Origin of the sequence: Enterobacter sp. I4 (assembly GCF_022669095.1) — a bacterium.
GTDB lineage: Bacteria > Pseudomonadota > Gammaproteobacteria > Enterobacterales > Enterobacteriaceae > Enterobacter > Enterobacter pasteurii.
In genome coordinates this window covers 669,799-691,879 of the sequence record NZ_JALBUO010000002.1, presented here as the reverse complement: position 1 = coordinate 691,879, position 22,081 = coordinate 669,799, and the positions used below count along the sequence as shown (strand labels likewise).

The 22,081-nt window shown below is 56.3% G+C and carries 25 protein-coding genes; 16 read left to right on the top strand and 9 right to left on the bottom strand.

From position 1 onward, the window contains the following. Positions 1 to 29 precede the first annotated feature (29 nt). Positions 30 to 752: an esterase gene (gene yjfP / locus MOQ06_RS15600; protein ID WP_242173885.1), complete on the top strand. Its 723-nt coding sequence runs from the start codon at positions 30 to 32 to the stop codon at positions 750 to 752. Here the strand turns inward: yjfP and ulaR are convergent. Then, positions 749 to 1,504 carry an HTH-type transcriptional regulator UlaR gene (gene ulaR, locus MOQ06_RS15595; protein ID WP_148421879.1) on the bottom strand — a complete coding sequence of 252 codons (756 nt, stop codon included), beginning with the start codon at positions 1,502 to 1,504 and terminating at the stop codon, positions 749 to 751. The genes yjfP and ulaR overlap by 4 nt on opposite strands. A 110-nt stretch (positions 1,505 to 1,614) precedes the next feature. Next, entirely contained in the window at positions 1,615 to 2,679 is a 1,065-nt protein-coding gene (gene ulaG, locus MOQ06_RS15590; protein ID WP_023299142.1) for an L-ascorbate 6-phosphate lactonase, read from the bottom strand. Between the two features lie 360 nt (positions 2,680 to 3,039). On the opposite strand from ulaG, the gene ulaA reads away from it, so the two are divergent. Genes ulaA through MOQ06_RS15560 form a run of 6 tightly spaced genes read left to right on the top strand, consistent with a single transcriptional unit; the run spans position 3,040 to position 7,448 of the window. Further along, entirely contained in the window at positions 3,040 to 4,440 is a 1,401-nt protein-coding gene (gene ulaA, locus MOQ06_RS15585) for a PTS ascorbate transporter subunit IIC (RefSeq protein ID WP_242173883.1), read from the top strand. Positions 4,441 to 4,452: 12 nt separating this feature from the next. Continuing rightward, positions 4,453 to 4,758: a PTS ascorbate transporter subunit IIB gene (gene ulaB / locus MOQ06_RS15580; RefSeq protein WP_003856022.1), complete on the top strand. Its 306-nt coding sequence runs from the start codon at positions 4,453 to 4,455 to the stop codon at positions 4,756 to 4,758. Between the two features lie 9 nt (positions 4,759 to 4,767). Next, the gene (gene ulaC, locus MOQ06_RS15575; RefSeq protein WP_003856024.1) at positions 4,768 to 5,235 is read left to right on the top strand and encodes a PTS ascorbate transporter subunit IIA; all 468 of its coding nucleotides are present in this window, start codon (positions 4,768 to 4,770) and stop codon (positions 5,233 to 5,235) included. A 13-nt stretch (positions 5,236 to 5,248) separates the two neighbouring features. Further along, positions 5,249 to 5,899 carry a 3-keto-L-gulonate-6-phosphate decarboxylase UlaD gene (gene ulaD / locus MOQ06_RS15570; protein WP_028015985.1) on the top strand — a complete coding sequence of 217 codons (651 nt, stop codon included), beginning with the start codon at positions 5,249 to 5,251 and terminating at the stop codon, positions 5,897 to 5,899. Positions 5,900 to 5,908: 9 nt separating this feature from the next. Beyond that, a complete protein-coding gene (locus MOQ06_RS15565; RefSeq protein WP_148421883.1) occupies positions 5,909 to 6,769 on the top strand; it encodes an L-ribulose-5-phosphate 3-epimerase in 861 nt (286 codons plus the stop codon). After that, on the top strand, positions 6,762 to 7,448 hold the full coding sequence (locus MOQ06_RS15560) for an L-ribulose-5-phosphate 4-epimerase (protein ID WP_242173881.1): 687 nt from the start codon (positions 6,762 to 6,764) through the stop codon (positions 7,446 to 7,448). Before MOQ06_RS15565 ends, MOQ06_RS15560 begins: the two co-directional genes overlap by 8 nt. 132 nt (positions 7,449 to 7,580) lie before the next feature. Here the strand turns inward: MOQ06_RS15560 and yjfY are convergent, their stop codons facing one another. Continuing rightward, positions 7,581 to 7,856, bottom strand: a complete 276-nt coding sequence (gene yjfY, locus MOQ06_RS15555) for a DUF1471 family protein YjfY (RefSeq protein WP_148421885.1) — start codon at positions 7,854 to 7,856, stop codon at positions 7,581 to 7,583. A gap of 344 nt (positions 7,857 to 8,200) precedes the next feature. Here yjfY and rpsF point away from each other — a divergent pair, with 344 nt between their 5' ends. From rpsF to MOQ06_RS15530, 5 genes are all read left to right on the top strand, one after another. After that, positions 8,201 to 8,596 (top strand): 30S ribosomal protein S6, encoded by a 396-nt coding sequence (gene rpsF / locus MOQ06_RS15550; RefSeq protein WP_003856034.1) that lies wholly within the window; start codon positions 8,201 to 8,203, stop codon positions 8,594 to 8,596. Positions 8,597 to 8,602: 6 nt separating this feature from the next. Further along, positions 8,603 to 8,917 carry a primosomal replication protein N gene (priB, locus tag MOQ06_RS15545; protein WP_003856035.1) on the top strand — a complete coding sequence of 105 codons (315 nt, stop codon included), beginning with the start codon at positions 8,603 to 8,605 and terminating at the stop codon, positions 8,915 to 8,917. Between the two features lie 4 nt (positions 8,918 to 8,921). Beyond that, the gene (rpsR, locus tag MOQ06_RS15540; protein WP_000135199.1) at positions 8,922 to 9,149 is read left to right on the top strand and encodes a 30S ribosomal protein S18; all 228 of its coding nucleotides are present in this window, start codon (positions 8,922 to 8,924) and stop codon (positions 9,147 to 9,149) included. A 41-nt stretch (positions 9,150 to 9,190) separates the two neighbouring features. Further along, positions 9,191 to 9,640, top strand: a complete 450-nt coding sequence (rplI, locus tag MOQ06_RS15535) for a 50S ribosomal protein L9 (protein ID WP_006810372.1) — start codon at positions 9,191 to 9,193, stop codon at positions 9,638 to 9,640. A 151-nt stretch (positions 9,641 to 9,791) separates the two neighbouring features. Further along, positions 9,792 to 10,721 (top strand): DMT family transporter, encoded by a 930-nt coding sequence (locus MOQ06_RS15530; RefSeq protein WP_242173879.1) that lies wholly within the window; start codon positions 9,792 to 9,794, stop codon positions 10,719 to 10,721. A gap of 43 nt (positions 10,722 to 10,764) precedes the next feature. On the opposite strand, the gene MOQ06_RS15525 is transcribed toward MOQ06_RS15530, so the two are convergent. After that, positions 10,765 to 11,403: an OapA family protein gene (locus tag MOQ06_RS15525; protein WP_193354878.1), complete on the bottom strand. Its 639-nt coding sequence runs from the start codon at positions 11,401 to 11,403 to the stop codon at positions 10,765 to 10,767. A 231-nt stretch (positions 11,404 to 11,634) separates the two neighbouring features. Here MOQ06_RS15525 and fklB point away from each other — a divergent pair, with 231 nt between their 5' ends. Next, a complete protein-coding gene (gene fklB, locus MOQ06_RS15520; RefSeq protein WP_008502892.1) occupies positions 11,635 to 12,255 on the top strand; it encodes an FKBP-type peptidyl-prolyl cis-trans isomerase in 621 nt (206 codons plus the stop codon). 314 nt (positions 12,256 to 12,569) lie between these two features. Further along, on the top strand, positions 12,570 to 13,979 hold the full coding sequence (gene cycA / locus MOQ06_RS15515; RefSeq protein ID WP_148421891.1) for a D-serine/D-alanine/glycine transporter: 1,410 nt from the start codon (positions 12,570 to 12,572) through the stop codon (positions 13,977 to 13,979). An 84-nt stretch (positions 13,980 to 14,063) separates the two neighbouring features. Here the strand turns inward: cycA and ytfE are convergent, their stop codons facing one another. After that, positions 14,064 to 14,726: an iron-sulfur cluster repair protein YtfE gene (gene ytfE / locus MOQ06_RS15510; protein WP_176608889.1), complete on the bottom strand. Its 663-nt coding sequence runs from the start codon at positions 14,724 to 14,726 to the stop codon at positions 14,064 to 14,066. Positions 14,727 to 14,970: 244 nt separating this feature from the next. Between ytfE and MOQ06_RS15505 the strand changes: the two genes are divergently transcribed. Beyond that, positions 14,971 to 16,620, top strand: coding sequence for a methyl-accepting chemotaxis protein (locus tag MOQ06_RS15505; RefSeq protein ID WP_242173876.1), 1,650 nt, complete (start codon positions 14,971 to 14,973; stop codon positions 16,618 to 16,620). A 38-nt stretch (positions 16,621 to 16,658) separates the two neighbouring features. On the opposite strand, the gene MOQ06_RS15500 is transcribed toward MOQ06_RS15505, so the two are convergent. The 3 genes from MOQ06_RS15500 to MOQ06_RS15490 form a co-directional block, all read right to left on the bottom strand. Continuing rightward, entirely contained in the window at positions 16,659 to 17,624 is a 966-nt protein-coding gene (locus tag MOQ06_RS15500) for a DMT family transporter (RefSeq protein ID WP_242173874.1), read from the bottom strand. A gap of 75 nt (positions 17,625 to 17,699) precedes the next feature. Beyond that, entirely contained in the window at positions 17,700 to 18,524 is an 825-nt protein-coding gene (locus tag MOQ06_RS15495; protein ID WP_242173871.1) for an AraC family transcriptional regulator, read from the bottom strand. A gap of 81 nt (positions 18,525 to 18,605) precedes the next feature. Further along, positions 18,606 to 19,454: an SDR family oxidoreductase gene (locus tag MOQ06_RS15490; RefSeq protein ID WP_242173868.1), complete on the bottom strand. Its 849-nt coding sequence runs from the start codon at positions 19,452 to 19,454 to the stop codon at positions 18,606 to 18,608. A gap of 90 nt (positions 19,455 to 19,544) precedes the next feature. Between MOQ06_RS15490 and MOQ06_RS15485 the strand changes: the two genes are divergently transcribed. Next, on the top strand, positions 19,545 to 19,925 hold the full coding sequence (locus MOQ06_RS15485; protein WP_242173866.1) for a helix-turn-helix domain-containing protein: 381 nt from the start codon (positions 19,545 to 19,547) through the stop codon (positions 19,923 to 19,925). A 75-nt stretch (positions 19,926 to 20,000) separates the two neighbouring features. Here the strand turns inward: MOQ06_RS15485 and MOQ06_RS15480 are convergent, their stop codons facing one another. Then, positions 20,001 to 21,944 carry a bifunctional 2',3'-cyclic-nucleotide 2'-phosphodiesterase/3'-nucleotidase gene (locus MOQ06_RS15480; RefSeq protein ID WP_242173865.1) on the bottom strand — a complete coding sequence of 648 codons (1,944 nt, stop codon included), beginning with the start codon at positions 21,942 to 21,944 and terminating at the stop codon, positions 20,001 to 20,003. Positions 21,945 to 22,081 lie beyond the last annotated feature (137 nt).

Sequence of the window (22,081 nt, the reverse complement as noted above, 5' to 3'; positions counted from 1 at the left end):
ATGAATCATTCATCAGTTCAGGATCGACAATGATTGAAATTGAAACCCGGCGCCTTGGTGACCATGAAATCATTCATGCATTTCCGACAGGTAAAGCTGAACAACCGTTGCCGACGGTGGTTTTTTATCACGGCTTTCTCTCCTCTAAGCTGGTCTACAGCTATTTTGCCGTAGCGCTGGCGCAGGCCGGTTTTCGTGTGGTCATGCCCGATGCGCCAAATCATGGCGCCCGCTTTACGGGTGATGAACAGGCGCGGCAGGGGCTGTTCTGGCAAACGCTGCACGGCAGCTTGACCGAGTTTGCCGGGCTGCGCGACGCGCTCCTGTCGGGCGGGCTGGTGGAGGGGAAACGGCTGGCGGTAGCGGGCGCATCGATGGGCGGAATGACGGCGCTGGGGATCATGGCCCGACATCCTGAAGTGACGTCCGTGGCGTGCCTGATGGGGTCGGGCTATTTTACCTCACTGGTAAAGACGCTGTTCCCGCCGCAGGGGCCTCAGGAGATTGAGGCTTTGCTATCCGAGTGGGACGTCAGCCATGCGCTCCCGCAGCTGGCCGATCGCCCGCTGCTGCTGTGGCATGGCGATGCCGACGACGTGGTCCCGCCCGGCGAGACGTTCCGTCTGCAGCAGGCGCTACAGCGCGAAGGGCTGGATGGCAATCTGACCTGCCTGTGGGGAGCCGGCGTCCGGCACCGCATTACGCCCGCGGCGCTGGATGCGACCGTCGCATTTTTCCGCCAGCATCTTTAGACGCGAAGCACCTTAACGCCCTGATCCTCAAGCTTGCTGAGGATATCAGGGTTGGCGTTTTTGCCGGTGATCACCATGCTGATTTGCTCGGCGCGGCTGAAAAGCATCCCGGCGCGCTCACCGACCTTGCTGCTGTCCACCAGCACCACCAGCTTGCCCACCACGTTAAGCATATTTTGTTCCGCCATGGCGGTGAGCATATCCGTCTTATAGAGACCTTCTGCGGTCAGCCCCTTGCCGCTGGTAAACATCCAGTGCCCGGCGTAGAGGCTGTTTTCACTGTCCTGCGGGCTGAGGGTAATGGACTGGCTCTTGTTGTACTGGCCACCCATGATCACCACGCTTTCATGTTCCTGGTCAATGAGATAATTGGCCAGCGGCAGATAGTTGGTAATGATTTGCACCGGCTTGCCGCACATCTCCCGACCCAGCAGAAATGCCGTTGAGCCACAGTTGATCACGACGCTTTCACCGGGGTTCACCAGCTGTGACGCTGCCCGGGCAATCCGCACCTTTTCATCGTGATTCTGCGCCTGGTGGATGTTCATCGGCGTCCAGCGTGGACGCTGCTGGCTAATGGCCTCTGCGCCGTTGCGGACTTTTTTCAGCTTGCCGCTTTCATCCAGCTTGTTGATGTCCCGCCGCGCGGTGGCGGGGGAGATCCCTAAACGTTCGATCACTTTCTCGACGGTGATAAACCCGGTTTGCGCCAGGAGTTCCAGTAAAATTTGATGCCGTTGCGCTTCCGTCATGAGCTATTCCGATAAGAATTGATTTGAAAAGATGATATTTGAAATAGCGTGAAATTACTAAAAGAAATACGACATCGCCAGACACAGGGTCTGGCGATTTGGCTTCACAATCAGAGGAAGGACTTGAACGGCAGATCTGGCTCAATAGTAAAGCAATCATCGAAGCCACGCGGGTAGTGGTACTCAAGATTATCTTTGTCCAGCGGCCAGGTGAACTTGCCGCCAACCTGCCAGATAAACGGCTTGAAGCCATACTTGAGGCGATCTTTTTTCATCTCCCACAGAACGCGGATCTCTTGCGGATCGGCCTGGAAATTCGACCAGATATCGTGGTGGAACGGGATCACCACCTTGGTATTCAGCGCTTCCGCCATGCGCAGCATATCCGCGCTGGTCATTTTGTCGGTAATACCGCGCGGGTTTTCACCGTAAGAGCCGAGCGCCACGTCAATCTGATGCTCGTTACCGTGCTTCGCGTAATAGTTGGAGTAATGAGAGTCGCCGCTGTGATACAGGGAACCGCCAGGGGTTTTGAACAGGTAGTTCACCGCACGCTCGTCCATGCCGTCTGGCAGTACGCCTGCGGCTTTCTGGTCGGCGGGCAGGGTAATCAGCGCGGTGCGGTCGAAGGCATCCAGCGCATGAATTTCAACGTCTTTGATTTTGACCACGTCGCCCGGTTTCATCACGATGCAGCGCTCTTTTGGCACTCCCCAGCCAATCCATAAATCCACGCACGTCTGCGGCCCGATAAACGGCACGTCGTCAGCGCAGTTTTGCATTACCGCTGCCGCCACGTTCACATCAATGTGATCGTTATGATCGTGGGTAGAAAGAACGGCATCGATCTGGCGAATGGCAAAGGGATCAAGAACAAACGGCGTGGTACGCAGGTTCGGCTGAAGTTTTTCCACGCCGGCCATGCGCTGCATCTGGTGGCCTTTTTTCATCAGCGGATTGCCGTGGCTCTGTTTACCGGTGCCGCACCAGAAATCGACGCAAATATTGGCGCCGCCTTCAGATTTCAGCCAGATACCGGTGCAGCCCAGCCACCACATTGCAAACGTGCCGGGAGCAACCTGTTCCTGCTCAATCTCTTCGTTCAGCCAGCTACCCCACTCCGGAAAGGTGCTCAGAATCCATGACTCACGGGTGATGGTTTTCACTTTACTCATCGGTTTAGCTCCTGCTTTTAATCAAAAGTAATCATATAATGACGTGTTATGATTAATGCTGACACTGTTTTAATCGGTTTGCAATGACTATCTTGCGGAAAACTCCCCTCGCTGCATCACGGAAAAAACGTCTTAGCATTGTTAAGATAACCTCTAAGTATCATTAATATGCTGAATTTTAAGAATTAATTAATATTTTTCAATCGGTAGTGAAAATCATTACTGATACCAGGGAAATAAATTGCGTGATACGTCACAAATAATCAAATGCAATCTTGTGGTGATTATTTGTGATTAATAGAGTGAAGGCACCAACCACGCAGGGATTGCCTCGCGTGTTCTCATTTTCTGGAGAGAGTTATGGAGATCCTCTACAACGTCTTTACCGTTTTCTTTAATCAGGTAATGACCAACGCCCCGCTGTTGCTGGGTATCGTGACGTGCCTGGGGTACATCCTGCTGCGCAAAAGCGTCAGCGTGATTATCAAAGGCACCATCAAAACCATCATTGGTTTTATGCTGCTGCAGGCGGGGTCTGGCATTCTGACCAGCACCTTTAAGCCGGTGGTTGCCAAAATGTCGGAGGTGTACGGCATTAACGGCGCCATCTCTGATACCTACGCGTCCATGATGGCCACTATCGATCGCATGGGGGATGCGTACAGCTGGGTTGGATATGCGGTACTGCTGGCGCTGGCGCTGAACATTATTTATGTGCTCCTGCGGCGCATCACCGGTATTCGCACCATCATGCTCACCGGGCACATCATGTTCCAGCAGGCGGGGCTGATTGCGGTTTCGCTCTATATCTTTGGCTACCCAATGTGGACCACGGTTATCTGCACCGCTGTGCTGGTCTCACTTTACTGGGGCATTACCTCCAACATGATGTACAAGCCAACGCAGGAGGTCACTGACGGCTGCGGCTTCTCCATCGGTCACCAGCAGCAGTTCGCCTCCTGGATAGCTTATAAAGTAGCGCCGTATCTGGGCAAAAAAGAGGAGAGCGTTGAAGACCTCAAGCTGCCGGGCTGGCTGAACATCTTCCACGACAACATCGTCTCAACGGCGATTGTAATGACTATCTTCTTCGGGGCCATTCTCCTCTCCTTCGGCATTGACGTGGTGCAGGCGATGGCGGGTAAAACCCACTGGACGGTCTATATCCTGCAAACCGGTTTCTCCTTTGCCGTGGCTATTTTCATCATCACTCAGGGCGTGCGTATGTTCGTCGCCGAGCTGTCTGAAGCGTTCAACGGTATCTCTCAGCGCCTGATCCCTGGCGCGGTGCTGGCGATTGACTGTGCGGCTATCTATAGCTTTGCGCCAAACGCCGTCGTGTGGGGGTTCATGTGGGGCACCATTGGCCAGCTGATTGCAGTTGGCATCCTGGTGGGCTGCGGCTCCTCCATCCTGATTATTCCAGGCTTTATCCCGATGTTCTTCTCCAACGCCACTATCGGCGTGTTTGCTAACCACTTCGGCGGCTGGCGCGCTGCGCTCAAGATCTGCCTGGTCATGGGCATGGTTGAAATCTTTGGTTGCGTGTGGGCGGTCAAGCTCACCGGTATGAGCGCCTGGATGGGCATGGCGGACTGGTCAATTCTGGCACCGCCAATGATGCAGGGCTTTGCCTCCGTCGGGCTGGCCTTTATGACCGTCATCATCCTGATTGCACTGACTTATATGTTCTTCGCTGGCCGTTCGCTGCGGGCTGAAGAAGATTCGGAAAAACAAACAGCAGAAGTTTCTGCTCATTAAGGAGTTTCGATTATGACCGTACGTATCCTGGCTGTGTGTGGCAATGGGCAAGGAAGCTCCATGATCATGAAAATGAAAGTGGATCAGTTTTTAACCCAGTCAAACATTGACCACACGGTGAACAGCTGCGCAGTGGGTGAATACAAAAGTGAACTGAACGGCGCGGACATCATTATCGCTTCAACTCACATTGCCGGTGAGATCAGCGTGTCGGGCAACAAATATGTGGTAGGCGTGCGCAATATGCTGTCGCCTGCGGATTTCGGGCCAAAACTGCTGGAAGTGATCAAAGAACACTTCCCACAAGACGTGAAGTGAGGGCGACACATGAAGCTGCGTGATTCGCTGGCAGAGAATAACTCCATTCTTCTACAGGCCGAAGCCAGCACCTGGCAGGAAGCGGTGAAGCTGAGCGTGGATCTGCTGGTCAAGGCGGACGTTGTCGAGCCGCGTTATTACCAGGCCATTCTGGATGGCGTGGCGCAGCACGGCCCGTACTTTGTGATTGCCCCGGGCCTCGCAATGCCGCATGGCCGTCCGGAAGAGGGCGTCAAGAAAACCGGCTTTGCGCTGGTGACGCTGAAAACCCCGCTGGTGTTCAACCACGAAGATAACGACCCGGTCGACATCCTGATCACCATGGCGGCCGTTGATGCCAATACCCACCAGGAGGTGGGCATCATGCAGATCGTTAACCTGTTTGATGATGAAGCTAATTTTGACCGTTTACGCGCCTGCCGTACCGCGCAGGACGTGCTGGATTTAATTGATAACGCCACTGCGGCGGCAGTTTAAGAGGGAATTGAAAATGTCATTACCAATGTTGCAGGTCGCGCTGGATAACCAGACTCTGTCTCACGCCTACGAAACCACCCGCCTGATTGCGGAAGAGGTGGATATTATCGAAGTGGGCACCATTCTGTGCGTGGGCGAGGGCGTTCGCGCGGTTCGCGACCTGAAAGCGCTCTATCCGCACAAAATCGTGCTGGCGGATGCCAAAATCGCCGATGCGGGCAAAATTCTCTCACGCATGTGTTTTGAAGCCAACGCCGACTGGGTCACCGTCATCTGCTGCGCGGATATCAACACGGCCAAAGGCGCGCTGGACGTGGCCAAAGAGTTCAACGGCGACGTGCAGATTGAACTGACCGGTTTCTGGACCTGGGAGCAGGCGCAGGAGTGGCGCGAAGCGGGCATCCAGCAGGTGGTTTATCACCGCAGCCGTGATGCGCAGGCCGCCGGCGTGGCGTGGGGCGAAGCCGATATCAGCGCGATCAAACGCCTGGCCGATATGGGCTTCAAGGTGACCGTAACCGGTGGCCTGGCGCTGGAAGATCTGCCGCTGTTCAAGGGTATTCCAATTCACGTCTTTATTGCCGGTCGTAGCATTCGCGACGCGGCGTCTCCGGTGGAAGCGGCGCGCCAGTTCAAACGCTCGATCGCTCAGCTTTGGGGCTAAGGAGCGGGTATGTTGTCAAAACAGGTCCCGCTTGGCATCTATGAAAAGGCACTCCCGGCGGGGGAGTGCTGGCTGGAGCGGCTACAGCTGGCGAAGCGGCTGGGCTTTGATTTTGTCGAAATGTCCGTGGATGAGACGGACGAGCGCCTTTCGCGCCTGGACTGGAGCCGCGAACAGCGTCTGGCGCTGGTGAGCGCCATTGCCGAGACCGGCGTGCGCGTGCCGTCCATGTGCCTGAGCGCTCACCGCCGCTTTCCTCTCGGCAGCGAAGATGATGCCGTGCGCGCGCAGGGGCTGGAGATCATGCGGAAAGCTATCCGCTTTGCGCAGGATGTCGGCATCCGCGTGATCCAGCTGGCGGGTTACGATGTTTACTATCAGGAGGCCAACGACGAAACGCGGCGTCGTTTTCGTGACGGCCTGAAAGAGAGCGTCGACATGGCAAGCCGCGCGCAGGTGACGCTGGCAATGGAGATCATGGACTACCCGTTGATGAACTCCATCAGCAAGGCGCTGGGCTACGCGCACTATCTGAATAACCCGTGGTTCCAGCTCTATCCGGATATCGGCAACCTGTCGGCATGGGATAACGACGTGCAGATGGAGCTACAGGCGGGCGTCGGGCATATCGTGGCGGTGCACGTCAAAGATACCCGTCCCGGCGTGTTTAAAAATGTGCCGTTCGGCACCGGGGTAGTGGATTTCGAACGTTGCTTTGAGACGCTCAAACAGACAGGTTATTGCGGGCCCTATCTGATTGAGATGTGGAGCGAAACCTCGGACGATCCGGCGGCGGAAGTGGCGAAAGCCCGGGACTGGGTGCGCGAGCGCATGGCGCGGGCGGGCTTACTGGAGGCGGAACATGCGTAAGCTGAAGCAGCAGGTCTTTGAGGCCAATATGGATCTTCCTCGCTATGGTCTGGTGACGTTCACCTGGGGCAACGTGAGCGCCATCGATCGCGAGCAGGGGCTGGTGGTGATTAAGCCGAGCGGCGTGGCATATGACGCCATGAAAGCAGACGATATGGTGGTGGTTGACCTCGAAGGAAACGTGGTTGAGGGTAAATGGCGTCCTTCTTCGGATACGGCTACCCATCTGGCGCTCTACCAGCGTTATCCGTCGCTGGGCGGTATCGTGCACACGCATTCTACGCACGCCACGGCCTGGGCGCAGGCTGGCCTGGCCATCCCGGCGCTGGGCACGACGCACGCGGACTACTTCTTCGGAGACATTCCGTGCACGCGAGCACTAACGCAGGCTGAGGTAGAAGGCGAGTACGAGCTCAACACCGGCAGGGTGATTATCGAAACGCTGGGGGAGACGGAACCGCTGCATACGCCGGGTATTGTGGTGTACCAGCACGGTCCGTTCTCCTGGGGTAAGGATGCGCACGACGCCGTGCATAACGCGGTGGTGATGGAAGAGGTGGCAAGAATGGCGTGGATTGCCCGCGGCATTAACCCACAGCTTCAGGGCATTGATGATTATCTGATGAACAAGCATTTCATGCGTAAGCACGGCCCGAATGCCTATTACGGGCAGAAGTAAATATGCGCTCTGGAATACCGAAACAGCTGTAACCGGTGGTATTCCGGAGCCATTCATAAAAAAGCCCCCGTGCAGGGTGCTGGTTGGTTGTTGCTCTGTCTCGTTGGCTTTCCTGGTGCTGGCGATAAAGCGTTATTGGTAAATATCTGCACTGGCGTGCATATTACCGTTGCTGCCGGGCTCACGCGTCAGCATGACGTGATAGTATTTTGCGCCCCGGGCGTCGGTTTCTTCATTAAGCGCCCGATCTGCTTCACTTTCGGTGGCGAAGTTATGATTGATGTAAATTACGCCTAAGCTCTGCACATCATCCATGTTTCTGGCCTGCTGGCTGTCTATCCTGATGGCTGCCATCGCGTTTGCACTGAGCAAAAGCGCAGCCATAATGGCGATTGCGATGTTTTTCATGATTTGCGCTCCACGACTGCATGCTGCGGTAATACGGTTGCTGCTCTCCTTCCCGGTTTATATGGTCTTTGCTTAAAGTGTAATCGCTTCTCTGTCAGCGATGAGTGACCATTTCTGATGGTGTTGTTCAAAAAAACAGCACTTCAGATATGAGCGATTTTAAATCACCCACTTAGACCCGCTTCGCGCTTTGTGCGAATTATTTGTGCAATCAGCTTGAGTTTCCCGGGGGGCGCAAGTATTATGACGCGTCAATTTTTCAGCCGACCTTTAACACGTTCCTTGCCTCCCCGGGCCTCGGCTGACCCAGACAGGAGGCTGAATAATCCGTAAGGAGCAATTCGATGCGTCATTACGAAATCGTTTTTATGGTCCACCCTGACCAGAGCGAACAGGTTCCGGGCATGATCGAGCGTTACTCTGCTGCCATCACTGGTGCAGAAGGCACGATCCACCGTCTGGAAGACTGGGGCCGCCGTCAGCTGGCTTACCCGATCAACAAACTGCACAAAGCTCACTACGTTCTGATGAACGTTGAAGCTCCGCAGGAAGTGATCGATGAGCTGGAAACTACCTTCCGCTTCAACGATGCCGTTATCCGCAGCATGGTTATGCGTACTAAGCACGCAGTTACCGAAGCATCTCCGATGGTTAAAGCGAAAGACGAGCGTCGTGAACGTCGCGATGATTTCGCAAACGAAACCGCAGATGATTCTGATGCTGGGGATTCTGAAGAGTAATTTCTGATGACCAACCGTCTGGTGTTGTCCGGTACCGTGTGCAGGACCCCCCTTCGAAAGGTCAGTCCATCAGGAATTCCGCATTGCCAGTTCGTGCTTGAGCATCGTTCTGTGCAAGAGGAAGCCGGGTTTCACCGGCAGGCGTGGTGCCAAATGCCCGTAATTATTAGCGGACACGAAAACCAGGCCATTACTCACAGTTTAACGGTCGGTAGCGCAGTAATCGTTCAGGGGTTCATTTCTTGCCACAAGGCAAAGAACGGTCTGAGCAAAATGGTTCTGCATGCCGAGCAGATTGATTTGATAGATTCTGGAGACTAGCCATATGGCACGTTATTTCCGTCGTCGCAAGTTCTGCCGTTTCACCGCGGAAGGCGTTCAAGAGATCGACTATAAAGATATCGCAACGCTGAAAAACTACATCACCGAAAGCGGTAAGATTGTCCCAAGCCGTATCACCGGTACTCGTGCAAAATATCAGCGTCAGCTGGCTCGCGCTATCAAACGCGCTCGCTACCTGTCTCTGCTGCCGTACACTGATCGTCATCAGTAATCGGGCACGGTCCATTAATACGACTTTAAGAGGATAAGGTAATGCAAGTTATTCTGCTTGATAAAGTAGCAAACCTGGGCAGCCTGGGTGATCAGGTAAACGTTAAAGCGGGTTACGCTCGTAACTTCCTGGTACCACAGGGTAAAGCTGTTCCAGCTACTAAGAAAAACGTAGAGTTTTTCGAAGCACGTCGTGCTGAACTGGAAGCCAAACTGGCTGACGTTCTGGCGGCTGCTAACGCTCGCGCTGAAGCAATCAACGCACTGGGCACCGTTACTATCGCGTCTAAAGCTGGCGACGAAGGTAAACTGTTCGGTTCCATCGGTACCCGCGATATCGCTGATGCAGTAACTGCAGCAGGCGTTAAAGTGGCTAAGAGCGAAGTTCGCATGCCGAACGGCGTTCTGCGTACCACTGGTGAGCACGAAGTTGACTTCCAGGTTCACAGCGAAGTGTTCGCTAAACTGGTTGTTAACGTTGTAGCTGAGTAATTTTTACTCTGCTCACGTCGAAGCGCCGGCCCTGTGCCGGCGTTTTGCTTTTTAGCGTGACCCTGCATCATCTTTTGCTCTTGTAAGGTCGCTATTCCTGACGCATTCTCTGATAATAAATTGAAACGCAATTTTATTTATGAGATTAGTCATGGACACCGCTCTACCCACGCCCGTCTTTGCCCGTCGAAATGTGGCCTATGCCTGCGCCACGCTCTGCTGTCTGCTTTGGGGTAGCTCGTACCCGGCCATAAAAAGTGGCTACGAACTCTTTCAGATCGCGACCGATGATATCCCGTCCAAGGTGGTGTTTGCCGGATACCGTTTTCTGTTTGCCGGTGCGCTACTGCTGCTGTTTGCCCTGGCCCAGCGAAAACCGATTGGCAGGCTCACCCCCACGCAGTTTGGCCAGCTAACGATCCTCGGGCTGACCCAGACCACCGTTCAGTACACCTTCTTTTATATTGGCCTGGCCTACACGACGGGCGTGAATGGCTCCATCATGAACGCCACCGGCACCTTCTTCAGCGTGCTGCTGGCGCACTTTATCTATCACAACGACAAGCTCAGCTATAACAAAACGCTGGGCTGCATTCTCGGGTTTGCCGGGGTGATGCTGGTAAACTTCCACAGCGGGTTAAGTGATTTCCAGTTTGTCTGGCAAGGTGACGGTTTCGTGGTGCTGGCGGCCTTTATTCTCTCTGCCGCCACGCTTTACGGAAAGCGGATCTCCCAGACCGTTGACCCGACGGTAATGACCGGCTGGCAGCTGGGGATAGGCGGGGCGGCACTGGTTGCGGGTGGCTATGCTACGGGCGGGACGCTGGAGGTGCACAGCATGAAGGCCGCCGCCGTGCTGGGCTATCTGACGCTGCTTTCATCGGTGGCGTTCGCCCTGTGGAGCGCGCTGCTGAAGGTGAACCGCGTAAGCATGATTGCCCCGTTCAACTTTGTCATCCCTGTGGCAGGGACGGTGCTCTCCGCCATTTTTCTCGGCGAAAACATTCTGGACATCAAATACGCGATTGCGCTGGTGCTGGTCTGTTCGGGGATATGGTGGGTAAATAAGCGGAACGCCTGAGAATTTTCGCCGGGTAACGGCTTTGCCTTACCCGGCCTGCAAACTACCGTGCTCTGATAAAGCTGCCGTCCGGCTGGCGGGTAAACAGCACCTGCTGACCGTTCCCGGTATCAATCGTCAGCCCGGTCACCACGCCGCTGGCATTCTGGCGGATCTGCACCATCTGACCATTTTGCAGGTTGCTGAGCGGCTTGCCTGCCCCTTCGACTTGCGCCATGGCATACACGTCCGTCGCGGGCAGATTATGGTCGCGGAACAGTTGGGCAAGGGTTTTCCCCGACTCGACGCGATACGAGCGCCACTGCTGCTCGATGCCGGTAGGCTGTTGAGCCTGCGGTTCAGAAGGGGCGGCGGCCTGCTCCTGATCGTCCTGAACGGGCTCAGGCTCAACTGGCGCAACCTGGCCCGGATCGTTAGATGGCGTAACCAGCTGCGTCTGCATCGGCTGTGAATCGGGCTGCGGCCGGCTTTGCGACTGAATATCCAGCTCGGCATTCCGGCTAACCGGCGCGGTATCACCGCTGTCACCGCCGGAAGGAAGCAGGAAGCCGATGACGATCAGCAGCGCGCCAATGATAATGCCCCTGCGGTGCAAAGGCGGCAGCGGGTCCATGATGCGAAAGTTATCCGGCGCATGCCAGATTTTCGCCAGGGTAGGTTTCAGTTCAAATCGCCCGGGCATGGCTCTCCTCCTGCTCCGCGTCTTTTTATCCTGTCCTGAGAAGTGTAGTTTGCTAACTGCCTGATGGGCGTAACAAAGCCAGCTTTCGTGACATATATTCGGGAAAATCCTGACGGCTACTATTGTTTCCGTTTCGCCGCAGTTTGTCACCTTTACTTAAGACAAAGTTTTACCCATAAGGGCATGGCTGATATGCTGCCCGCTACTTTAAATGTGATGGAAGGAAAACCCATGACCACCCCGACTTTTGACACTATCGAAGCGCAGGCAAGCTACGGCATCGGCTTGCAGGTAGGACAGCAGCTGAGCGAATCCGGCCTGGAAGGTCTGTTACCGGAAGCGCTGGTGGCGGGTATCGCTGATGCGCTGGAAGGCAAGCAGCCAGCCGTGCCGGTAGACGTTGTGCACCGTGCGCTGCGTGAAATCCACGAACGTGCTGACGCCGTACGTCGCGCGCGTTTCGAAGAGATGGCGGCAGAAGGCGTGAAATATCTGGAAGAGAACCGCGAGCGTGAAGGCGTGAACAGCACCGAGTCTGGCCTGCAGTTCCGCGTGATCAACCAGGGTGACGGCGCAATCCCGGCTCGTACCGACCACGTTCGCGTCCACTACACCGGTAAGCTGATTGACGGTACCGTGTTCGACAGCTCCGTAGCGCGCGGCGAACCGGCTGAGTTCCCGGTTAACGGCGTTATCGCTGGCTGGATCGAAGCATTAACCCTGATGCCAGTAGGCTCCAAATGGGAACTGACCATCCCTCATAACCTGGCTTACGGCGAGCGCGGCGCTGGCGCGTCCATTCCGCCGTTCAGCACCCTGGTGTTTGAAGTCGAGCTGCTGGAAATCCTGTAATCGGCTTTTCTTATTTTCCTCTCTCCGCACGGGGAGAGGAAAATAGCGATAAAACCTATAGTTACGACGGAATCAACATTTTATGTTGCAAACGAAACTGTTGCGTGTATTTTTGTGAGCTGTTTCGCGCTGTATGAGTGATATGACACTCACTTTCAACATATTATTAACATAATATTCAATTCATAGTATTCATCCCGCCGATTCTTACCTACTATCGATAAGCCCTTACAAAGGGACCGTCATTTATTTGGCGTATTTAAAGGCCAACAGAGCCTTAACAACACAGACAGGCATAAACAGGAAAATATAACATGGTAGATCAGGTCAAAGTCGCCGCCGCAGAAGAGGCGACATCTGAACAGTCGCTACGGCGTAATCTCACAAACCGTCACATTCAGCTTATTGCCATTGGGGGCGCCATCGGCACCGGGCTGTTTATGGGCTCGGGCAAAACCATCAGTCTTGCCGGGCCGTCGATCATCTTCGTTTATATGATCATCGGCTTTATGCTCTTTTTCGTGATGCGCGCAATGGGCGAACTGCTGCTCTCGAATCTCGAATACAAATCCTTCAGCGACTTCGCGTCGGATCTGCTCGGCCCGTGGGCGGGCTATTTTACCGGCTGGACCTACTGGTTCTGCTGGGTCGTTACCGGTATGGCGGACGTCGTTGCCATTACGGCTTACGCACAGTTCTGGTTCCCCGGCCTGTCGGACTGGGTGGCCTCGCTGGCGGTGATTGTCCTGCTGCTGAGCCTCAACCTCGCCACCGTTAAAATGTTCGGTGAAATGGAGTTCTGGTTCGCGATGATCAAAATTGTCGCCATCATCGCGCTGATTGTCGTCGGGCTGGTGATGGTGCTGACGCACTTCCAGTCGCCAACCGGCGTTCAGGCGTCGTTTGCCCATCTGTGGAATGACGGCGGCTGGTTCCCGAAAGGCATTAGCGGCTTCTTTGCCGGTTTCCAGATTGCGGTATTCGCGTTTGTCGGCATTGAGCTGGTCGGTACCACGGCGGCGGAAACCAAAGATCCGGAGAAATCCCTGCCGCGCGCGATCAACTCCATTCCGCTGCGTATCATCATGTTCTACGTGTTCGCGCTGATTATCATCATGTCCGTGACGCCGTGGAGTTCGGTAGTGCCAACCAAGAGCCCGTTCGTCGAGCTGTTCGTACTGGTCGGCCTGCCGGCGGCGGCGAGCCTGATTAACTTTGTGGTGCTAACCTCCGCGGCTTCATCGGCGAACAGCGGCGTGTTCTCCACCAGCCGCATGCTGTTCGGCCTGGCGCAGGAAGGCGTTGCCCCGAGCGCGTTTGCCAAACTCTCTAAACGCGCGGTGCCGGCGAAAGGGCTGACCTTCTCCTGCATTTGCCTGCTGGGCGGCGTGGTGATGCTCTACGTCAACCCGAGCGTGATTGGCGCATTCACCATGATTACCACGGTCTCTGCGATCCTGTTCATGTTCGTCTGGACCATCATCCTGTGCTCGTACCTGGTGTACCGCAAACAGCGTCCACACCTGCATGAGAAGTCGATCTACAAGATGCCGCTGGGCAAGCTGATGTGCTGGGTATGCATGGCGTTCTTCGTCTTCGTGCTGGTGCTGCTGACGCTGGAAGAAGATACCCGTCAGGCGCTGATCGTCACCCCGCTGTGGTTTATCGCGCTGGGGCTGGGCTGGCTGTTTATCGGTAAGAAACGTATGGCGGGCGTAAGGTAAAAGCAAAACGGCAACGTCGGTTGCCGTTTTTAGTTTTTGCTCCCTCTCCCCGTGGGAGGGGGCATCAGGCCGCAGCGGCCTTTTTTATTCCCCGGCCAGTGCACGCGGGAACAGAACGTTATTCTCAAGACTGATGTGTTCCATCAGATCGTCGATCGTCTCGTTAATGCCGTTGTACAGCGCTTTCCAGGTAGTGCACGCTTCTGGCGGCGGGGTGACGTTATTGGTGGTGTGTTTGATCACTTCCAGCAGTTCGCCGGCGTCATCATGCTCGCTTTCCATCACGCTTATAGGCCCCATCGCCTGGCTACCCATTCCCTGTTTAATCATCGGGAAGAGGATCTGCTCTTCTTTCATCATGTGGCTGGAAAGTTCTTCGTGCAGCATGGTCAGGTATTTTGCCAGACCGCGCGGTACGGAGGGTTTGTCGGCGTGAACGCGCTCGACTTTGGTCGCCTGCAAAATTAGCTCCGGCAGCTGTTCGCGGTGACGATCGTGGTAACGCACGATGATATGGTCGATGATCTCAGCAAGCGGCGCGGTGCGCCAGTCTTTATCGACAGGCTGTTCGGCCAGCAGCGCCAGCTCCGCTTCGATAGCCTCCACGTCCAGCTCTTTACGCGACGCCGCGCGCGCCAGCGTTTGCTTACCGCCGCAGCAGTAATCCATGTCGTATTTGCGGAACAGCGCAGAAGCGCGAGGGATGGAGAGCGCCAGCTCGCCCAGGGGTTGATCGCGGAAGGCCATAGTCGTTACCTCATCATCAGTAATATAAGATGCATTTTAAATGCATCTTTAAGCCGATACTATAACCCTTTAGTGGCAAGGGTAAAAATGAGAGGGTGCTCACAAAAAAAAGAGCGCTTTTAAGCTGCTGATTGAATGCAGAAAAGGGCTTTAGAAAGTTTTTAAAGGTGGAGAAACAGTAAACAACCCGCCGCGCGTGCCGATAGATACACGTCAGACAAACCTGCATATAAAAAGGCAACGCATGTTTAAACGTATAAAAGTGATTACTCTTCTGATTTCGGTGCTGCTTGTGCTCGGCATTATGCAACTGATCTCCGCCGGCATTTTCATTAACGCGCTCAATAACGATAAAGAGAACTTCACCGTTTCTCAGATTTCCAGCCAGAACGTGGCGGAGTTTACCGATGCATGGATTAGCCTGAACCAGGCGCGCGTCACCCTGAACCGCGGCATGCTGCGCCTGCAAAGCAGCATGGCTTCCCAAATTAACGGCGGCCAGCTGAACGAGCTGGTGAATACCACGAAAAACCTGCTGGCCGACGCGCAGGCCCACTACGATACGTACTACGCGCTGCCGGAAACCCCGGGGCTGGATGAGCGCCTGGCCGACAGGCTGGAAGAACAGTACCGCATTTACTCCGCCACGCTGACGCAAATGAACGTCCTGCTGGGCCAGGGTAATCTGGAAGATATGTTCAAGCAAAATGCGGAGCAGAAACAGACAGCGATGCAGAAGGTCTATCACGAGTGGCGTGAGGCGCAGGCCGCGCTTACCGCGAAAGGCATCAAGGACAATGAAAGCGACTACAAGCGCATTCTGTGGATCCTTTCTGCGGTGATGCTGCTGGTGATCGCGGTGATTATTTCCAGCTGGGTTGCGATGCGCCGCGTGCTGCTGCTGCCGCTGGAAGAGGTGATTAATCACATCCGCGCCATTGCAGCAGGGGATTTAACCCAGCCGGTTCAGGCTGAGGGGAAAAACGAAATGGCGATCCTGGCGCGTAACGTCCAGGAGATGCAAACCGCGCTGGCCAACACGGTGGGCGTGGTGCGTGAAGGCGCAGACACCATCTACACCGGCGCGGGTGAAATTTCTGCCGGCAGTAACGATCTCTCTTCCCGTACCGAGCAGCAGGCCGCGTCGCTGGAAGAAACCGCCGCCAGCATGGAGCAGCTGACCGCTACCGTGAAGCAAAACGCCGATAACGCGCGTCAGGCTTCCCGCCTGGCGCTGGATGCCTCCTCCACCGCGAAGAAGGGTGGGAACGTGGTGGAAGGCGTGGTGCGCACAATGGATGAAATCGCCACCAGCTCCAGCAAAATAGCGCAGATCACCAACGTGATCGACGGTATTGCCTTCCAGACCAACATCCTGGCGCTGAACGCGGCGGTAGAAGCCGCGCGCGCGGGCGAACAGGGCCGCGGCTTTGCGGTGGTTGCGGGCGAAGTGCGTACCCTGGCCCAGCGCAGCGCTCAGGCGGCGAAAGAGATCAAAGCGCTGATCGACGATTCTGGCGAGCGCGTGAACGCAGGCTCTCAGCTGGTGAATGAGGCGGGCGCGACGATGGCGGAAATCGTCAGTGCGGTTACGCGCGTAACGGACATTATGGGCGAGATTGCTTCTGCGTCCGACGAGCAGAGCCGCGGTATCGACCAGGTAGGTCAGGCCGTGGCGGAGATGGATCGCGTCACCCAGCAGAACGCCTCGCTGGTGGAGGAATCTGCGGCAGCGGCGGCAGCGCTGGAAGACCAGGCGGCGCGTCTTAACGAAGCGGTGGCGGTATTTAAAATTACCCGCAGCCAGGCGGTGAAGGCAGCCCCGGTGAAAAGCGTTGCAGCCAGGGCACAGCCCGTAGCGTCAGCGTCTGAAGCGAACTGGGAAACGTTTTAACCCAGTGCCGGGTAGGCGTTCGCGCCACCCGGCAAGAATCACGTCTCCGAAGCCGGAACGATCCTCGGTTTTTCCGGCTTCGCTCTCACCGCAATCACCACTCCAAGGACCAGCAGCGCGATCCCGCAGGCCGTTAACAGCGGCGGCACGCTCTGGCGCATCAGGAAGGTATAGAGCAGCCCGGCCAGGGTTTCGAAGACAATCAGCGGCCCCAAGATCACCGTCGGCAGCTTCTGGCTGGCCACGTTCCAGCACAGCGCGCCCACCCATGAACACAGCACGGCAATGGCGACCATCAGCCCGACGAACACCCACGGGCGCGGCCCAAAGGGCAGGGTAAACGCCGGCTGCTGGCTGCCCAGCCAGATACACGCGCCGACATAGCCCACTAACGAGACGGGGAGCGTCACCAGCGCCTGCGCCGTGGCCCACATCATCGGGTGTTTGTCCGGGTTCTCCCGCAGCCAGCGCGCGTTGCGCAGGGCATACCAGGCCCAGCACGCCACCGAGATGAACGCTAACAGGATACCCGAACCGTAGCGCCACAAGCTGAAATCCTCCAGACCGTGGCGCAGCTCGGCGATATTAACGCACACCAGCCCCACAGCGGTGCAGGCCAGCGCCGGCGCCATTTTTGACCACGCCAGCCTGCCGTCACGCTGGCTGTAAAGCAGGTTCGCGAAAACCGGGATCACGACCGGCAGCGTACCGATAATCATGGTGGAAACCGGCGCGCCGGTGCGCTGAATGGCGCTCGCCAGAAAGACGTAGTAGATAAGATTACCCGTCATGGTCAGCGCCAGCGCGGTGATCCAGTCCTGACGACCAAGCTGACGCAAACGCGCCCGTCCCAGCCACGCCAGCGGCACTGCAATCAGCCCCAGCGCCAGATAGCGTCCGGTAGACTGCAATATCGCCGGGTACTCCGGCACAATCAGCGGGCCAACGAAAATCAGCCCCCACATTAAACCCGCAAGCAGGGCATACAACACGCCGCTAATCATCTTCTCATCCACAGTGATTTATTTTGTAACCAGTGTAGGAGGCGGACGCGCGCGCGTATTGTATGAGATTGCGCATCAGCGCCTGGCAACCTGCTTCTGGTAGCGCACGGGCGTAATGCCGTAGCGGCGGGTAAAGGCGCGGGTCAGGTGCGACTGATCGGTCAGCCCCGTTGCGGCGGCCACTTCGGCGGCAGGCATGCCGTGCGTAAGGAACGCTTTGGCGCGCCACAGGCGAATGGCCATCAGCATCTGATGCGGGGTAACGTGAAAATGGGCTTTGAACTGACGCTGAAAATGGTACGGGCTGAGCGAGACGACGTTAGCCAGCTCGTCCAGGGTAAGCGAGCGCATATAGTTATCGTGCAGATAGTCGCGAACGCGTTCGAAGCGGTGCGCGCCTTCGTTAACGACCGGCGCATGGTGGGCCAGCGGCTGAAAAGTCTGAATCAAATCCAGCAATAACCCCTTCTGTGCCAGCGGATCGTCCGTATGCCACAGGCCGTAAATCAGCTGGCCGATTTGCTGCGAGCGCAGCGGGTCATGGCGGGTTACGTCGCTAAACCACCAGTGGCGCAGGCCGGTGACCTCCTCCAGCAGATCGGGTTCGAGATAAACCATCCGATAGCGCCAGCCGCCCTCGGTTGCTGACTCTCCGGTGTGGATCTCGTCCGGGTTCATGGTGACAACGGATTTTTCAGCGGCGAGATGCTGGGTCCCGCGATAGCGAAAGCGCTCGGCACCGGTTTCGATGGTGCCGATGCCGAAGGCTTCATGGGTATGAGGCTCGAAGGCGTAGTCAGAGATATGGGCATGATAAAGCTCAAGACCGGGCAGCTGCGCCAGATGGCGAAAGCGCGCGCTGTCTCTCTCATCAGTAAACTGTTCCGGTACGCCTTGCACGGTGAGCCTCCTTGTGGGTCATCGCTTTATTATCAGAGATGACCCAGGGGGATGCCACAAAAAATAACCGATTCTTAACAATTACAGAATGGCTTTGATGCTTTCCGCCAGCGGCGTCGTCGGACGGCCAATCAGCCTGCTCAGGGTACGGCTGTCGTCAAACAGGCCGCCTCTGGACGCGCCCGTGTCGGAGTCCGCCAGCATATCCGCCAGCCCGGCAGGCAGCCCTGCGCCCTTCAGCGCGGCGGCGAAATCCGCTTCGCTCAGGTTCTGATAAGCCACCGGCTTGCCGCTCTGCTTGCTCAGTTCCGCCGCCAGCTCGCTCAGCGTCCAGCCGTGGTCGCCCCCCAGCTCGTAGACCTTGCCTGCATGGCCCTCTTCAGAAATGACTTTCGCCGCTGCCGCCGCGTAATCCGCACGGGTCGCGGAGGCTATTTTGCCGTCACCCGCCGCGCCAATAAACACGCCGTGCTCGAGGGCTGGCGGCGCGCTCGCCAGATAGTTTTCGGTATACCAGCCGTTGCGCAGCAGGGCATAAGGCACGCCGGAGGCCGCCAGCGCATTTTCGGTTTCAACGTGCTCTGCGTGCAGGCCCAGCGGGGAGTTATCCGCGTGCAGCAGGCTGGTGTAGGCGATGAACTTCACGCCTGCCGCTTTGGCAGCGTTAATCACGTTCTGATGCTGTACGGCGCGCTGGCCCACTTCGCTGGAGGAGATGAGCAGCAGTTTATCCACGCCGTTCAGCGCGGTGGTGAAGGCGGCTTCATCGGTGTAGTCCGCCTGACGCACGTCGAGCCCCTGCTGACTCAACGCGTCGGCTTTCGCCGGGTTACGCACGATAGCCACAATCTGGCTGGCCGGAACGGTTTTCAGAAGCTGTTCAATAACGAGTTTGCCAAGCTGGCCGGTAGCGCCGGTAATTGCGATCATGATGAATCTCCTTCGTGTTTGTCTGGTGTTGTGGCACACTAGCACCATAACTAACTTTTAGTAAGTACGCACAAAAAGGTAAGTATTAAAATGACGATACCAACGCTCACCGAGCAAATGCGTGACGGGAATCTTTTTGCCGAACAGTGCCCCTCCCGGGAGGTGCTCAAACACGTAACCAGCCGCTGGGGCGTGCTGATCCTGGTGGCATTACGCGAGGGCACGCACCGCTTCAGCGACTTGCGCCGCAAGATGGGCGGCGTCAGCGAGAAGATGCTGGCCCAGTCGCTTCAGGCGCTGGAGCAGGACGGATTTGTCGATCGCGTCTCGTATCCGGTCGTGCCGCCGCATGTGGAGTATAGCCTGACGCCGCTGGGCGTTGAGGTAAGCGAGAAAGTGGCCGCGCTGGCGGACTGGATTGAGGTGAATACGCCGCAGGTGCTGGCGAACCGGGACGAGCGCGCGGCCTGATGCCCTCAGCCTGACCCTCTCCCGCGGGAGAGGGAACAAACGTTAAAAACGGCAACGTGCGTTGCCGTTTTGCTTTTACCTGCTCAAATCGACCTGATAAATCGCAAAGCCAACGTCATCCGTCGCGACCTTTTTCATCGGATACTGGGCTTTATCCTGAATAAACGCGGCTGCCTTATCGGACGGTGAGGTCTCAAAGCGAATATCCAGCGTTGTGTCGCTGTGGATGGGCGCCAGACGCCAGTTGTTATCCACCGCCGGATGAATTTCACCCGCTTTTTTAGACTCTGCGCCGATCCACGCCGCCAGCACCGAGCGGTTCTCATCCGGGGACGCAAAGGCGATATGGCTGTCGCCCGTTCCGGCGAACTTACCGCCATAGGCGCGATAGTTATTGGTCACCACCAGGAAGGTCGCATTCGGGTCAATGGCCTTACCGTTGAAGGTCAGGTTTTTGATGCGCTCCGCCTGCGGGTTTATCGTCTGGCACTCGCCGTCATATCTGGCGGGCTGGGCTACATCAATCTGATACTCCACGCCGTCGATCACGTCGAAGTTGTAGGTGCGGAAGCCGTCCCAGTTAATCAGCGACTGCGGCTTGCTGCTGTGCGGGTCGATCTGGTTAAACTGCCCGGCGGAGCACTCCAGCCACTCCTTCACCTCTTTCCCCGTGGCCTTCACCACGACGAGGGTGTTGGGATAAAGATAGAGGTCGGCGGCGTTGCGGAAGGTCAGCTGGCCTTTTTCCACCTCAACGTAGCTGGCCGGATCGTTCTTGCGGCCGCCCACCTTGAACGGCGCGGCGGCAGACAGCACCGGCAGTTTTGCCAGGTCCGGGTCGCCCTGAATAAAGTGTTCGGCGTAGGCTTTCTGCGCCATGTTTACCACCTGCACGGTCGGGTCATCCTGCACCAGCGCCAGGAAGCTGTACATGTTGTCGGCTGATTTACCGATAGGCTTGCTGACAAATTCACGCGTGGCGTCGTGATCGTGCTTCAGCACGTCAACCAGCGGTTTATCTTCTGCGGCCAGGGATTTTTTCGCGGCGACGTCATAAATCGGACGCGCTTGCGCTTTCGACTGCGTGACTTTCCAGCTTCCGCCGTCGTTATTCAGCACCAGATCCACCACGCCAAGATGATCGCCCCACATGCCCGGCATCACGGACGGTACGCCGTTGAGCGTGCCTTTTTCGATGTCTGCGCCTTTGATTCCGGAGAAATCTTTGCCCGGGAAGACCGCGTGGGCGTGGCCGAACAGGATCGCATCGACGCCCGGCACCTGGCTGAGGTAGTAAACGGAGTTTTCGGCCATCGCCTGATACGGATCGGCGGAGAGGCCCGAGTGGGCGACAACCACCACCAGGTCTGCGCCTTTCGCGCGCATCTCCGGCACGTACTTACGCGCGGTTTCGGTAATATCGTTTACGGTCACTTTACCGTCGAGGTTGGCTTTATCCCACGTCATGATCTGCGGTGGTACAAAGCCGATATAGCCGATTTTCAGCGTCTGTTTTTTACCGTCCCGATCGACGGCGTCGGTCTCTTTAATCAGATAAGGGGTAAACAGCGGCTTCTGGGTTTTAACGTCGATGATATTGGCGTTAACGTACGGGAATTTAGCCCCTGCCAGCGCGTCGTGCAGGTATTTTAGCCCGTAATTAAATTCGTGATTGCCCAGGTTGCCGACGGCATAGTCCAGCGTATTCATCGCCTTATAGACCGGGTGGATCTCACCTTTCTTCAGCCCCTTCGCCGCCATGTAATCGCCGAGCGGGCTGCCCTGAATCAAATCGCCGTTGTCCACCAGCACGCTGTTTTTTACCTCACCGCGAGCGGCGTTAATCAGGCTTGCCGTGCGCACCAGGCCGAATTTTTCGGTTGGCGTATCTTTGTAGTAATCGAAGTCCATCATGTTGCCGTGCAGATCGGTGGTTTCCAGAATGCGGAGATCCACCGTCGCTGCCTGAACGCCTGCCGCAATCAGCGTTGCCAGGAGCGTTGCGCTAAACTTAATCATCTGAGGAGTCCTTTTTTCGATCCAAGCCACAAAAGAATATGTATGTATATTTTATTGCTTACAGAAGTGTGAATGCTGCCAGAAAAAAGGCCCCTGAAACCAGAATTGCTTCACAGATAGCGGAATTGTTCACATTA

What these genes read in the sequence shown, in the direction of transcription:
- yjfP (WP_242173885.1), top strand. Translation starts at nt 30, where the DNA reads ATGATTGAAATTGAAACCCGGCGCCTTGGTGACCATGAAATCATTCAT.
- ulaR (WP_148421879.1), bottom strand. Translation starts at nt 1,504, where the DNA reads ATGACGGAAGCGCAACGGCATCAAATTTTACTGGAACTCCTGGCGCAA.
- ulaG (WP_023299142.1), bottom strand. Translation starts at nt 2,679, where the DNA reads ATGAGTAAAGTGAAAACCATCACCCGTGAGTCATGGATTCTGAGCACC.
- ulaA (WP_242173883.1), top strand. Translation starts at nt 3,040, where the DNA reads ATGGAGATCCTCTACAACGTCTTTACCGTTTTCTTTAATCAGGTAATG.
- ulaB (WP_003856022.1), top strand. Translation starts at nt 4,453, where the DNA reads ATGACCGTACGTATCCTGGCTGTGTGTGGCAATGGGCAAGGAAGCTCC.
- ulaC (WP_003856024.1), top strand. Translation starts at nt 4,768, where the DNA reads ATGAAGCTGCGTGATTCGCTGGCAGAGAATAACTCCATTCTTCTACAG.
- ulaD (WP_028015985.1), top strand. Translation starts at nt 5,249, where the DNA reads ATGTCATTACCAATGTTGCAGGTCGCGCTGGATAACCAGACTCTGTCT.
- MOQ06_RS15565 (WP_148421883.1), top strand. Translation starts at nt 5,909, where the DNA reads ATGTTGTCAAAACAGGTCCCGCTTGGCATCTATGAAAAGGCACTCCCG.
- MOQ06_RS15560 (WP_242173881.1), top strand. Translation starts at nt 6,762, where the DNA reads ATGCGTAAGCTGAAGCAGCAGGTCTTTGAGGCCAATATGGATCTTCCT.
- yjfY (WP_148421885.1), bottom strand. Translation starts at nt 7,856, where the DNA reads ATGAAAAACATCGCAATCGCCATTATGGCTGCGCTTTTGCTCAGTGCA.
- rpsF (WP_003856034.1), top strand. Translation starts at nt 8,201, where the DNA reads ATGCGTCATTACGAAATCGTTTTTATGGTCCACCCTGACCAGAGCGAA.
- priB (WP_003856035.1), top strand. Translation starts at nt 8,603, where the DNA reads ATGACCAACCGTCTGGTGTTGTCCGGTACCGTGTGCAGGACCCCCCTT.
- rpsR (WP_000135199.1), top strand. Translation starts at nt 8,922, where the DNA reads ATGGCACGTTATTTCCGTCGTCGCAAGTTCTGCCGTTTCACCGCGGAA.
- rplI (WP_006810372.1), top strand. Translation starts at nt 9,191, where the DNA reads ATGCAAGTTATTCTGCTTGATAAAGTAGCAAACCTGGGCAGCCTGGGT.
- MOQ06_RS15530 (WP_242173879.1), top strand. Translation starts at nt 9,792, where the DNA reads ATGGACACCGCTCTACCCACGCCCGTCTTTGCCCGTCGAAATGTGGCC.
- MOQ06_RS15525 (WP_193354878.1), bottom strand. Translation starts at nt 11,403, where the DNA reads ATGCCCGGGCGATTTGAACTGAAACCTACCCTGGCGAAAATCTGGCAT.
- fklB (WP_008502892.1), top strand. Translation starts at nt 11,635, where the DNA reads ATGACCACCCCGACTTTTGACACTATCGAAGCGCAGGCAAGCTACGGC.
- cycA (WP_148421891.1), top strand. Translation starts at nt 12,570, where the DNA reads ATGGTAGATCAGGTCAAAGTCGCCGCCGCAGAAGAGGCGACATCTGAA.
- ytfE (WP_176608889.1), bottom strand. Translation starts at nt 14,726, where the DNA reads ATGGCCTTCCGCGATCAACCCCTGGGCGAGCTGGCGCTCTCCATCCCT.
- MOQ06_RS15505 (WP_242173876.1), top strand. Translation starts at nt 14,971, where the DNA reads ATGTTTAAACGTATAAAAGTGATTACTCTTCTGATTTCGGTGCTGCTT.
- MOQ06_RS15500 (WP_242173874.1), bottom strand. Translation starts at nt 17,624, where the DNA reads ATGATTAGCGGCGTGTTGTATGCCCTGCTTGCGGGTTTAATGTGGGGG.
- MOQ06_RS15490 (WP_242173868.1), bottom strand. Translation starts at nt 19,454, where the DNA reads ATGATCGCAATTACCGGCGCTACCGGCCAGCTTGGCAAACTCGTTATT.
- MOQ06_RS15485 (WP_242173866.1), top strand. Translation starts at nt 19,545, where the DNA reads ATGACGATACCAACGCTCACCGAGCAAATGCGTGACGGGAATCTTTTT.
- MOQ06_RS15480 (WP_242173865.1), bottom strand. Translation starts at nt 21,944, where the DNA reads ATGATTAAGTTTAGCGCAACGCTCCTGGCAACGCTGATTGCGGCAGGC.